This is a genomic window from Gelidimonas denitrificans (assembly GCF_055694065.1).
The window spans coordinates 3,049,291-3,062,203 of record NZ_CM146350.1 but is presented as its reverse complement, the minus strand read 5'-3'; the positions used below and the strand labels follow the sequence as shown (position 1 = coordinate 3,062,203).

The following is a 12,913-nucleotide window of genomic DNA, read 5'->3' as shown; positions in this document are numbered from 1 at the left end:
TAAAGGTTTTTTTGATGAATACCCGTGATGATCCTATGACTAGCATTCCCGATGTCCAGAGCACGCCCGACACCCGGCACATTTCAATCCAGCGCGTCGGCGTCAAAGGCGTGCGTTATCCGGTGGCAGTCAAAACTTCGGCTGGGGTTCAGGCTACGGTCGGCAGCTGGAACATGTATGTGCATTTGTCGGAGCACCAAAAAGGCACGCACATGTCGCGCTTCATCGCCTTGCTCGAAGGACTGGATGCGGCGCAGCGCGGCGGGCTCGATCTGGCCATGTTCCGCGATCTGATGCAGCGCATGATGACCTTGCTGGAAGCCGATGCCGGCCGCATCGAACTGTCTTTTCCCTACTTCGTCAACAAGACCGCGCCTATTTCCGGCGTGCAAAGCTTGATGGACTACGAGGTCGGGTTCAGCGGCGAGATCAAGAACGGCGTCGCCGAAATATCACTGAAGGTATTGGTGCCAGTCACCAGCCTGTGCCCATGCTCGAAGAAAATCTCGGCCTACGGCGCCCACAACCAACGCTCGCACATCACCGTCAGCGCATTACTGGGAGGCGATCTGCAAGTCGATGACCTGATTGCCAAGGTGGAGGCGCAGGCTTCCTGCGAACTGTACGGCTTGCTCAAGCGCCCGGATGAAAAATACGTCACTGAACGCGCTTACGACAATCCGAAGTTCGTCGAAGACTTGGTGCGCGACGTTGCCGGCATGCTCAATCGGGAACAATCGGTGCTGGCCTATACGCTCGAAGCCGAGAATTTCGAATCGATCCACAACCATTCAGCGTATGCGTTGATCGAGCGCGACAAGCGGGTTTAAACCTGGTTTGAACGGATTTCACTGCAACAAAAAAGCGACCTCATGGTCGCTTTTTTGTTGCGTGCTTTTGTAATTATGCAGCCAGGTAGGGCGGGTGCAACCCGCCTAACGCTATGAAAGCCAGTACAGCGCGGGTTTCACCCGCCCTACCAAGCTGCGGGGTATTTTTGCACTCAGCAGGTTTCATATGCGGAGAATGGCATGTTATTCGCCATACTCCACAAATTACAAACTCTCCATCAGACCCGCGGCGGATTAGTCTCGCGCTCGAACGCGCGATGCCTGGCCAGCGCAGATTTGAACGCAACCAGCGCCTGCACCAGCGTTTCGCTCTTAGTGCCGATCAGCGCAGGGTCGGCGCTGCCGTCCGGCAAGGTAGCCGGAATTTCCGCTTTTTCCAATAGCACCGTGCCGCTGCCGATCACCAGCATCGGCTTGCCATGCCGGTATTGATCCCGCACGAAATCCAGCGCGTGGGCGTCCAGCGTCCAGGCTTTGGCCGCCGCCGCGCCATCCGGCACCACCACCGCGTCGTACAGCGCCGACGGCCCGGCTTCGAGCGAGATTTCGACGTCGAGGCTGCCGCCGTCGCTGGTCGCAACCTTGCCAAGCTGGCTGCCGACCAAACGCGGCACCGCGCCGTCGGCAAGCAGCGACGCGTAGATGGTTTGCACCATTGCGCCATCCACCCCTGCCGCCACCAGCACCGCAACGCGCCGGGTGCGGATGCCGATCTGGCCCGGGCGAAACAGCAGCGAAAGTGTCGGCGATAGCGCGTATTCGGGAATCGGCAAGTCGGACGCCAGCGGCATCGCGCTGGGTACTTCGATCCCCAGCCCTTGCGCCACGCCGGCGGCCAGCGCCGGATTCACGTTGACCAGCATCGACACCACGCGCTGGCGCACCGCCGGCGTTTGCACCCGCGTGAGCTCAAAACGGAATGCTGACGTAATGTGCGCTTGCTCGATGGGGCTCTGGCTATTCCAGAACAGCCGCGCTTGCGAATAGTGGTCGGCGAACAGTTCGGCCTTGCCGCGCACCTTGTCCGCCGCAATCGGTTGCGGAAAGCTGGTGAAACCCTGCATGCCGGCCTGGAACGGACAGCCGCCGCCGAGCGAATTCGGCTCGTAATTGGCACGGCCACGATGGATAGCTTGCCGATGCATGCCGTCGCGCTGATTGTTGAACACCGGCGCGAGCGGCGCGTTGATCGGAATTTCATGGAAATTCGCGCCGCCAAGACGACTGATCTGGGTGTCGATGTAAGAATGGATGCGGCCCTGCAGCAGCGGATCGTTGGTGAAGTCGATGCCCGGCACCACATGCGCGGTGCAAAACGCGACTTGCTCGGTCTCGGCGAAGAAATTATCGGGGTTGCGGTTCAGCGTCATTTTTCCGACCGGCATCACCGCGACCAATTCTTCCGGCACAATCTTGGTCGGATCGAGCACGTCAAAACTGAATTTTTCAGCCTCTGCCTCGGAAAAAATCTGCACTCCCAATTCCCACTCCGGATACGCGCCGGCCTCGATTGCCTCCCACAAATCGCGCCGGTGGTAATCGCCGTCGGCACCGGCGATTTTCACCGCTTCATCCCATGCCAGCGCATGCGTGCCGGCGATCGGGTTCCAGTGGAATTTGCAAAACACCGATGCGCCCTGCGCGTTCATCAGTCGGAACGTGTGCACACCAAAGCCTTGCATCATGCGCAAACTGCGCGGGATCGCACGGTCGGACATGATCCACAGCATCATGTGGGCCGTCTCCGGCATCAGGGACATGAAATCCCAAAACGTATCGTGGGCGCTGGACGCCTGCGGTATTGCGTTATGCGCTTCGGGTTTGACCGCGTGCACCAAGTCGGGAAATTTCATCGCGTCCTGGATAAAAAAGATCGGTATGTTATTGCCCACCAGATCCCAATTGCCTTCGTCGGTATAGAACTTGACCGCGAAACCGCGCACGTCGCGCACGGTATCGGCCGAGCCGCGCTCGCCGGCCACGGTGGAGAAACGCACGAACACCGGGGTGCGCTTGCCCGCCTCAGAAAATGGCGCGGCGCGAGTCAGGTCGCCGAGGTCTTTGTAGGATTCGAAATAGCCGTGGGCCGCCGAGCCGCGCGCATGTACTACGCGTTCGGGAATCCGCTCGTGGTCAAAATGGGTAATTTTCTCGCGCAGGATGAAGTCTTCCAGCGCGGTCGGCCCGCGCAGTCCGATCTTCAGCGAATTCTGGTTGTCGGCCACTGCCACGCCCTGATTGGTCGTCAGCATTTGGCCGCCGGCATCGACCCGCATCCGGTCCAGCGGCGCAGCGGCGGGATTGCTGCCGGTCAAAGGTTGCCCCGCGCCCACTTTCGGCGACGGGTTAATTTCAGTGGCGGTGGAAGCGGTGGCCGAATCCCTGGCCGGTTGGGCGTTTGCGCCCGGTTGCGGTGTACGCGCAGCATCGCCATATTCGCCGGACTTGGTGGGGTTGTATGGCATTTGCGCCGACAGCGCCTGCCCGGCCACGACCTTTTCCAGAAGTTGATTGGGTGCCGCTTCTTTGCTGCTCAGGCTGTCTGGCGGTTCGGCAGCAGAAGGGCCGGAGACTGTGCTCAAAATTGAACCGGCACCGGCGATCGACGGTGTCGAATTTTTGCGTTTAACCATGAGATATACCTCGCGAGAATGTAATCAATGCGTATTCAAGGGATGGGTAAGCCTTGCGAAAAAAAGTGCATCGGCTTGCGGGCTTGATCAAACGAGTTTTAAGTGAATAACGCGATTAAAATAATGATGGGAATCGGGATGCCGAGAAGCAATAACAGGATTGAGCGCATAGAGAAATCTCCTGAGTTGGGAACGATAGGTTTGCATGTCAGCTTTTAGCGGTCCGTACTGACTTGTACGCTGTCGCGCTGCTTGCCGCCAAAGGTCGCCATCACGCTAGCGAAAAAAGCGCCCAGTAACAATGCAACAAACATCCATAGCGCCGAGTACGCGGCGGCCTTGCGTGCCTTGTCGGCGGCGGCTTTTGCAGCAGCCTCGGCGTCGGCTTTTGCTTTACTCATGCGCGCATAAACGTCGTCGACCCGCTTGCTGGCATCCGACTGTGACAACCCGGTGCTGCGGGCAACCTGGCGCGCGAGATATTGTTTGTCGTCAGCGGCCAGAGTACCGGTGCCTGTGTGTAGATCGTTGACGAAAATTTTCACAATCTCGGCTCGTGCGGCTGCATTATCGGGCGCAGGCGTGGTCTGATCGGAGCGTAACAGCATGTCGGAAAAGTAGCCGACCGGACCGGTGCTACCATCGGACGTATTGCTGCCGGCGCTGGCCCCCACTGCTGCGGCTGTGGCCGTGCCCGCAGCGGAAAGGGTATCGATGGCGCCGCTGGCTATGGCGCGTACCGCACCCGCCAGGAAAATTGCCGTCACCAAAATTGCGACCGCCCATGCCAGCAAGCCATGCGCGGTATCGCGGAAATACACTTCATCGGTGTGAACACTAGCCCATTTGACCCGCAAGCGCCCGGCCAGATAACCGCCGATGCCAGCGGCCGCGAGCTGGCTGAACGCAAGCCAGAGGATAGTCGATTTGCCCATCGTCGCTGTGTTATACGACCAAGGCGAAACCGCCGACAAGCCAAGCCCAATTCCCAGGATGAGCAAGAGGAGTGACAGGGCGGCAGCCGCGGCCGCTCCGGCCAGCACAGCGCCCCATGACACTCCAGAACTGTTGCCGTCAAAACCAGCGCTTCGACTGTCGCTGCCCAGTGTATAAATGCCAGCAGCCGTGGATTGATCTTGCATGATTTCTCCTTTTATTTTTATCGTAAAACACGCTCCAGTTTGAAACCGCGCCCTCGAATCGGATATCAAGGCTAGCTTCGCCGGCTTGAAGGCCGGCGCTAATTAATTGCTGTAGGACTAATATCTAGGACCGCATTAAACCGGGCGTATTCAATTGCTTGCTTTCCAAATATATTGTGTATTTATTGCGCTATATTGATGCCGAACAAACATGGCACGATTCGATTTCGCGAAACGACGATAGTTCTGTTAGGCATCTTGATCGTTTCCTTGTTACAACGCATTATAAATTTTGAATGGAGTATGCATAAAAATTCATATTTATACGCATTGAAAATGCGTGTAATAAAATATACATTGCCCTGTATATGGTTAAATCAAGTCCGCAGCCGGACTACATCCTCTCAGGTTTGACTTGAATGATTACTGACTGATGTGGTTGCCTTAATTTGACTCCACCCCTGTTATTTCTCAAATACTCGCGCATCAATTTTCGGTAAAATTGCCTCATGTCAATTTTCCAAAGCATGAAGTTCCGCATCATCGCGCTCGGCGTATTGCTTGTCGTGGCCGGCGTCTTGGTGCGCATGTTGATTGCGCTGCCGTTTGCGCAGGAACTCGTGCGTGACTTGGTGGCCGCGCAGCACTTGTCGATTGCGTCTTATGTCGCGCGCGACATCGATCATAGTATCCAGACGCGCCGCGCGCTGATCGGCGAACTGGGTGCGGCGCTGCCGCTCGCGCTGTTGCAGCAGCCCGAGGATCTGGCGCTTTGGGTTCAGGAACGGCAGCGAATGAGCCCGTTGTTTAGCGGGTTGATGGTGCTGCGGCCGGATGGCAGCGGCCTGCTGGCGCAATATCCGGTGGTGGACGGGCGCGATAAGCTGGTTTTTTCAGATTCCGACTGGTTTCAGGCCGCGCTGGGCATCGACGCGCCGGTGATCAGCAAGCCGCAACGCGGACGCGTCGGCGGTGAGCCGATCTTGATCATGGCGGTAGCGGTGCGCGACGCCGACAAGCATGTGGTGGCGGTGCTGACGGGAGCGGCCGGGCTCAATATGCCCGGCTTTCTCGATCGCCTGCAAACAACCCGGCTCGGCGCAACGGGCGGATTCCTTTTGGTCTCACCGGCCGATAAACTGTTCGTCGGCGCCAGCGACCCGGTCATGGTGTTGACGCCGACCCCGGCCGCCGGCGTGAATCTGTTGCATGATCGGGCCATGGCCGGTTACCGCGGCACCGGCATTACCATCAATGCCAGGGGCATCGAAGAACTGGCGGCCATGGTGACGGTGCCCAGCACCGGATGGTTTGTGGTCGCACGCATGCCTACTGCGGAAGTGTTCCACCCGATTGCGGCGATGCGTGATTTTTTCCTGAAGAGTTCTGTGGTGATCATGGTCGGGATGATTGCGATATTGATGCTGCTGTTGCCCCGCATATTGCGCCCGCTCACGGATGCGGCAGGTTCGATGCGCGAAATGGCGGATGGCAAACGCCCGCTGGCGCCGCTGCCAGTCAAGCGTCAGGACGAGGTAGGCGATCTGGTGGCCGGATTTAATTATCTGGTGCGGCGGTTGCGCGAAAAGGAAATTTCGCTCAAGGCGAGCGAGGCGCGGCTGGAGTTTATGGCGCATCACGACGCGCTGACCGGTTTATACAACCGCGCGATGCTGGACGATCACCTGCAGCAAGCATTGGCGCGCGCCGAGCGCGACGGTTCGTATTTTGCGCTGCTGTTTTGCGATCTCGATAATTTCAAGCCGATCAACGATCAATTTGGACATGCGGCCGGCGATGCTGTTCTGCGTCGGGTCGCCGCGTGCTTATTGGACGGACGCCGGAAAATCGATACTGTGGCGCGTCTTGGCGGCGACGAATTTGTCGTCCTGTTGTCTGATCTCGGCGAGGCGCGCGACACGGCGATTAACGTCGCGCAGCAATTGCTGGCGGCGATCGGCAGACCTTTTGTCATAGAAGGCCAGACATTGGCGCTCGGCGCCTCGATTGGTATTGCGCTGTATTCCGGCGCCAGCGTCTCGCCTTCGCAATTGTTGTCGCAGGCCGATATCGCGATGTACCAAGCCAAACGGGCGGGGAAGCATGGATTTTGCATTTTCGACGAGGGCTTGGAAGCCTTAAACGTTGAGGCCGCTTAAGACGCCGTTAGTCGTTTTTTTATTATATAGAACTTTTAATTTTATTAGGAGTATGCATAAAAATACATGTTTTTACGCACGTACAATATGCATTATATAAATATACATTGTCATGTATGTGGTAGTAGTACAGACCTGTCGTGCCTGCAAACCGATGCGGCGATGTACCAAGCCAAGAATGCCGGGCGCAATTTGGTTCGGTTTTATGATTCGAAGGCATGCGTGACCGACTAGGAAGCGAAACCCGTGATCCGATCATCGTGATCGTCAATGGCGGCAGTGGGGCGGAGCCGGGCTTTCACAATCTGCCGCTACCGGCCAAGACAAGTCATTCACGAAGTTTTCCTAAAGCGGCCGAACGATCAGCTAAGATATCCGTTTTGACCTACCAAAATCGCATGTCCAAACATGCAGGGAGCGTTTGCATGACCATCTCCATATGGATGTCGGCATTCTCGTTGCTATTTTCGAGTATCGCTGTCTACTTCACCTTCAAAAAAGATGCTCATCGTATTCGGGTTAAGCAGAAAACGATTCATGCCCGATGGTTTGACGCAATATCCATCAACAACGACAGTTCATTCCCGGTAAAACTATCCGCTGTAGGGCATATAAATGTGGACGGAAAAATTACCTGGCTGAAGGGATTTGCCGATGCCGCGACAAATCAATTCATTACAATGCCCGCATTAATTGAGGGGCGCTCTACTTTATTTGGAATGGTCACACATAACATTCACACCTTCCCCAACGGAAAAATCTATGGCTTTTGTGTGCAGCTTTCCTGTGGGAGGACTTCTGTTGTTGTCCGAAATTTGCCGAGAGGTATGGCTTTTGCATTGAAACTTAGGGCATTAAGTTCATGGATGACATCAGGAAAATGGGGATTTCCGATGAACGATATGCAATATCATCCTTATCTGCCGAGCTAGCATATCCGGCATGCCCCTCGATGATCATGGCGATTGGTAAAAGCATCTCCGATAGGAGTCGAAGGCTGCTGATTTTAAATATAAAATTGAACGTCCGCTTTTTCTAACGCTGGTAGACCGCTTCGGGTCGAACCCAGACATTTCGCGAATGACTCAGCTGGCTGTTAATAACATCCCCTAGCCGAATCTTGAGAACAGATACCTGACAGTAGGTTGGTCACCGATTCCGATTATGCGCTGGCCAATTTCCAGCCAAAAAACCAGTCCCCAATCGGTGCATATCTCATTGGTCCGCTTCACTGCGCGCCGCGCTGCCGCCGGCCTCAGACGGCAGCGCGGCGGCGTCGCGGGCGAACATCTCTTCCAGCTCCTGCCGCCCCTGCTTGGCCAGCGAGATCATCTGATTCTGGTCCTGGTAATGCGGATATACCGCATGCAGCGACTTGATATTATGGTCCCGGAATTGCTGCACTACCTGGCCAACCCGCTCGCTGCCAAAACCCAGTTCCTGCAGCGCCTTGCCGCCCAGTTGCAGCGCGGCTTCGAAGGTTTCGCGCTCCAGCAGCGTCACGCCGCGATCCATCAGATCGTAGTAATGACTGACGTTGCGCGCCCGCGCCAGGATTTTCAGGTGCGGGAAATGCCGCTTGACCGCGTCCACCAGCGCCAGGCTGTCCGCCACATCGTCGATCGCGACCACGATCATCCGGGCGGTTTCGGCGCCGGCAGCGCGCAGCAGATCGCTGCGGGTGGCGTCGCCGTAGAACACCTTGAAGCCGAATTTGCGCACCAGATCGACCTGGTCCGGATCGTGGTCCAGCACGGTGGCGCGGATGCGGTTGGCCAGCAGCAGGCGGCCGATGATCTGGCCGAAGCGGCCGAAGCCGGCGATGATGACCGGGTTGTCTTGCGGTTCGATCCGGTCGTCAGGGCGCTGCTCCAGTTTGCGCAAGCGCGGTGCGATCAGCTGGTCATACAGCAGCAGCAACAGCGGCGTGGCCACCATCGACAACGCCACCACGACCAGCAGCAGCGAGGCGATTGGCGCGGTGAATACGCGGGCGGCGGCTGCGGCGCCAAACACCACGAACGCGAATTCGCCGCCTTGCGCCAATAGAAAAGCGAACAAGACTTGCTGCCCGCGCGCAATCCCGAAGCGCCGGCCGAGCAAGTACAGCACTGCGCTCTTGAGCGCCAGAAAGCCCAGTACCAGGCTGCCGACCAGCAATGGCCGCTCCAGCAGCACGCCGACATCGACCGCCATCCCGACCGCAATGAAGAACAGGCCGAGCAGCAAGCCCTTGAACGGTTCGAGGTCGGTTTCCAGCGCGTGCCGGTATTCGGAATCGGCCAGCAGCACGCCGGCCAGGAAGGTGCCGAGCGCCATTGACATGCCGACCCATTGCATCAAAGCGCCGATCGCAATCACCAGTAGCAGCGCGAATGCGGTGAATATCTCGCGCATGCCGGTGTTGGCAATGATGCGCAGCAGCGGACGCAGCAGGTAACGCCCGCACAGGACCAGGAGCGCAATCACCGCTGCTAGTTTCAACGCAACCAGCAAGCCCGAACCCTGGCCGGCAACCGGCGCCGCCCCGATCAATGGAATCAAGGCGATCATCGGAATCGCCGCGATGTCTTGAAACAGCAGGATCGAGAACCCGGCCGAACCGGCCGGAGTCGCCTTCAGGTTGCGTTCCTCCAGCGTCGCCAGCGCAATCGCGGTCGACGACAGCGACAAGCCGAGTGCTGCGATCAGCGCCGTTTTCCAATCAGCGCCGAGCGCCAGCGCGGCGGCGAACAAGGCTGCAGTACAGGCGCCGACTTGTAACCCGCCCCAGCCGAAGATTGGCTGGCGCAGCGACCACAGCCGCTTCGGCTCAAGTTCGAGCCCGATCAGAAACAGCAGCATGACCACGCCGAATTCGGAAAAATGCAGCATGGCTTCGACCCCCGCGATCAGGCCCAAGCCCCATGGTCCGATTGCCATTCCGGCCAGCAGATAGCCGAGCACCGCGCCCAGCCCCAGGCGTTTCGCCAGCGGTACTGCCAGCACGGCGGCGCCCAGATAGATCAGCGCATTCGATAGCAGGTCGTGTTCCATCGCGGGTTCCGATCAGGGAAGAGCACGGGAATACTGTATATGGCAGTAGTGCAGGCACGGAGGCCTGCACTACTTAAACTCAGATAGTGCGATCCCGTTCCTTTTCCCAGATCACGTCGCTGCCGCCGGCAAAGCGGTTCAGCACGCGTGACAGCACGAACAGCAGATCGGACAAACGGTTCGTATATTGGCGCGGCGCATCGTTAATTTTCTCGGTTTTGCCCAGGCTGACGATGGTGCGTTCGGCGCGGCGGCAGATGGTGCGGCAGACGTGCGCCTGCGCTGCGGCGCGTGAGCCGCCGGGCAGGATGAAGTCGCGCAGCGGCGTCAGATCGGCGTTGTATTTCTCCAGCAGGTGATCGAGCCGGGTGACTTGCACCGGCGTGATCATCGTATAGCCGGGGATGCAGAGTTCGCCGCCCAGGTCGAACAGGTCGTGCTGAATCGACAGCAATTCCTCGCGCAATGCGTCGGGCAGCGGTTCGCACAGCAGCACGCCGAGCTGCGAGTTGAGTTCGTCCACATCGCCCATTGCGGCAATCCGCAGGCTGTCCTTGTCGATGCGGCTGCCGTCGCCTAAGCCGGTGGTGCCCTTGTCGCCGGTGCGTGTTGCTATCTTGGAAAGCCGATTGCCCATGATGTCGATTCTGGTTGGTGGAAAAGGAGTTCAAGAATACGTCAATTCGCGCCTTTCGGTGCCAGACCCGACGTTGTAAATATGCGCCGGGCGGTGCTGCGGAGTAAAATCAGGCACTTATTTGGAGACCAAAATGAACCACATAGAGCAGTTACAGGCAACCGAAAAAACTTTATCGTCCGACTTGCCGGCAGCCTTTGCATCAGCGCTTGCGGCACTTTTCGGTGCACGTTTTTCGGTGGCGCAGGCGGTGCGCGCGCATCATGGCCGCGACGAATCCTCGTATGATCCGATGCTGCCGGACGCGGTGGTTTTTGCCCGCAGCACCGAGGAAGTCGCCGCCGCAGTGCGCCTGTGCGGCGCGCATCAAGTGCCGGTGATTGCCTACGGCACCGGCACCTCGCTGGAAGGGCACATCCTGGCAGTGCAGGGCGGGCTGACGATTGACCTGTCGCAGATGGACGCGGTGATTGCGGTGCATGCGGAGGATTTGACCGCCACCGTGCAGGCCGGCGTGACCCGCAAGCAATTGAATCTGGCGCTCAAGGATTTCGGCCTGTTTTTCCCGATCGATCCGGGCGCCGATGCCTCGCTGGGCGGGATGGCGGCGACCCGCGCCTCCGGCACCAATGCGGTGCGGTACGGCACCATGCGCGAGAACACGCTGAAGCTGACGGTCGTCACCGCCGACGGCAGCGTCATCCAGACCGGCACCCGCGCCAAAAAATCTTCGGCCGGCTATGACTTGACGCGCCTGTTTGTCGGCAGCGAAGGCACGCTGGGCGTGATCACCGAAGTGACGGTGCGCCTGTATCCGCTGCCGGAATCGATTTCGGCGGCGGTCTGTTCCTTCCCCAGCGTGGCCGACGCGGTCAACACCGTGATCGAAACCATCCAGATGGGCGTGCCGGTGGCGCGGGTCGAATTCCTGGATGAAAACAGCGTCAAGGCGATCAACGCCCACGACAAACTGGAGTTGCCGGTCAAGCCGCTGCTGCTGTTCGAATTTCACGGCAGCGAGCACGGCGTGCAAGAGCAGGCGCAGCGGGTGCAGGAAATCGCGGCCGAACACGGCGCCAGCGGATTCGAATGGGCGACCCGGCCGGAAGACCGCACCCGGCTCTGGACAGCGCGTCACAATGCCTATTTCGCCCTGCTGCAAATGCGCCCCGGCTGGCGCGCCATCACCACCGATTGCTGCGTGCCGATTTCACGTTTGGCCGAGTGCATTCTGGCCACCCAGGCCGACTGCGAAGCCAGCGGCATCCCGCATTCGATCATCGGCCATGTCGGCGACGGCAACTTCCATGTGCTGTTGCTGGTCGACCCGGCCGATGCCGTCGCTATTGCAGAAGCCGAAAGCGTCAATGCGCGCATGGTCACGCGCGCCATCGAGATGGACGGCACTTGCACCGGCGAGCATGGCGTCGGACTACACAAGATGGACTTTCTGGTGCAGGAGCATGGCGCGGCAGCGATCGATACCATGCGCCTGATCAAGCATGCGCTAGACCCGCACAACCTCATGAACCCTGGAAAAATCATCAGATGGCAACCCGCGCACTAACCCGGCTCCCCCCTGTGCATGCGTTGTCGGCATTCGAATCGGCGGCGCGCTATAACTCGTTTGCGCTGGCCGCCGTAGAGTTGTGCATCACGCCCTCGGCGCTGTCGCACCGGATCCGGTTGCTGGAAGATTACACCGGCGAGCGGCTGTTCAATCGCGATGGCCGGGCCGTCAGCCTGTCCGAATTCGGCCGCCGTTATCTGGATGTGGTGCGGGTGGCGCTGCGCACCCTGACCGATTTTCCGCTGCCGCACAAAAAGGCCATTTCCCAGCCCAAAGTCAAAATCACGGTGCCGCCGACCTTCGCCCGCTGCTTTCTGATCCCGCGGCTGGAAGAGTTCGTGCGCGCGCATCCGGAGATCATTCTGGAAGCCTTTCTGTCGGTGCCGCTGTATGACCTGAGCCTGTCCGAAGCCGATCTGGAAGTGCGCTTCGGCACCGGCGAATACCAGAGCCAAGTGGCTGAAAAATTGTTCGAGGAAGCGGTGTTCGCGGTAGCCAGCCCGCGCTATCTGGAGCAGATCGGCGGCCTCGCCGCTCCGGCCGACCTCAAGCGCGCAACCTTGCTGCGCTCGCCGCTGGAGCCGTGGCAACCGTGGTTCGAAGCGGCCGGGCTGGACTGGCCGGAGCCGACCACCGGCTTTCGGGTCGACGACCTGGGTTTGCTGCTGGAAGCAGCCCGGCACGGCAACGGCGTGGCGCTCACGCGCAAGCATTTCGCCCAGAACGCGATCGCTACCGGCGAAGTGGTGCCAATTTTCGACGTGCATCTGCACACGCCGCCGCACGCGTATTACCTGGTCTACGAGCAGCAAGTGCTGGAGCGTCCCGAAGTGGCCACCTTCATCGCCTGGCTGACTGCGACTTTCAAGCATATAAAATAATTGT

Annotated in this window: 9 protein-coding genes; 5 read left to right on the top strand and 4 right to left on the bottom strand. The window is 58.8% G+C overall.

All coding sequences use genetic code 11. The features are described from left to right. Window positions 1–14 precede the first annotated feature (14 nt). Entirely contained in the window at window positions 15–830 is an 816-nt protein-coding gene (gene folE2, locus FKCLFG_RS14230) for a GTP cyclohydrolase FolE2 (protein ID WP_472613734.1), read from the top strand. Window positions 831–1,069: 239 nt separating this feature from the next. On the opposite strand, the gene FKCLFG_RS14225 is transcribed toward folE2, so the two are convergent. Further along, the gene (locus FKCLFG_RS14225) at window positions 1,070–3,484 is read right to left on the bottom strand and encodes a catalase (protein WP_472613733.1); all 2,415 of its coding nucleotides are present in this window, start codon (window positions 3,482–3,484) and stop codon (window positions 1,070–1,072) included. A 215-nt stretch (window positions 3,485–3,699) separates the two neighbouring features. Beyond that, the gene (locus tag FKCLFG_RS14220; protein ID WP_472613732.1) at window positions 3,700–4,626 is read right to left on the bottom strand and encodes a hypothetical protein; all 927 of its coding nucleotides are present in this window, start codon (window positions 4,624–4,626) and stop codon (window positions 3,700–3,702) included. A gap of 509 nt (window positions 4,627–5,135) precedes the next feature. On the opposite strand from FKCLFG_RS14220, the gene FKCLFG_RS14215 reads away from it, so the two are divergent. Both FKCLFG_RS14215 and FKCLFG_RS14210 read left to right on the top strand, forming a co-directional pair. Beyond that, on the top strand, window positions 5,136–6,785 hold the full coding sequence (locus tag FKCLFG_RS14215) for a diguanylate cyclase domain-containing protein (RefSeq protein ID WP_472613731.1): 1,650 nt from the start codon (window positions 5,136–5,138) through the stop codon (window positions 6,783–6,785). Between the two features lie 218 nt (window positions 6,786–7,003). After that, complete coding sequence (locus FKCLFG_RS14210; protein ID WP_472613730.1) at window positions 7,004–7,717, top strand: hypothetical protein; 714 nt, start codon at window positions 7,004–7,006, stop codon at window positions 7,715–7,717. Window positions 7,718–8,000: 283 nt separating this feature from the next. On the opposite strand, the gene kefC is transcribed toward FKCLFG_RS14210, so the two are convergent. Further along, the gene (gene kefC, locus FKCLFG_RS14205; protein ID WP_472613729.1) at window positions 8,001–9,821 is read right to left on the bottom strand and encodes a glutathione-regulated potassium-efflux system protein KefC; all 1,821 of its coding nucleotides are present in this window, start codon (window positions 9,819–9,821) and stop codon (window positions 8,001–8,003) included. A gap of 79 nt (window positions 9,822–9,900) precedes the next feature. Further along, the gene (locus tag FKCLFG_RS14200; protein WP_472613728.1) at window positions 9,901–10,458 is read right to left on the bottom strand and encodes a cob(I)yrinic acid a,c-diamide adenosyltransferase; all 558 of its coding nucleotides are present in this window, start codon (window positions 10,456–10,458) and stop codon (window positions 9,901–9,903) included. 133 nt (window positions 10,459–10,591) lie between these two features. On the opposite strand from FKCLFG_RS14200, the gene FKCLFG_RS14195 reads away from it, so the two are divergent. Next, the gene (locus FKCLFG_RS14195; RefSeq protein ID WP_472613727.1) at window positions 10,592–12,025 is read left to right on the top strand and encodes an FAD-binding oxidoreductase; all 1,434 of its coding nucleotides are present in this window, start codon (window positions 10,592–10,594) and stop codon (window positions 12,023–12,025) included. After that, entirely contained in the window at window positions 12,007–12,909 is a 903-nt protein-coding gene (locus FKCLFG_RS14190; protein WP_472613726.1) for a LysR substrate-binding domain-containing protein, read from the top strand. The genes FKCLFG_RS14195 and FKCLFG_RS14190 overlap by 19 nt, the downstream gene beginning before the upstream one ends. Window positions 12,910–12,913: the final 4 nt, after the last annotated feature.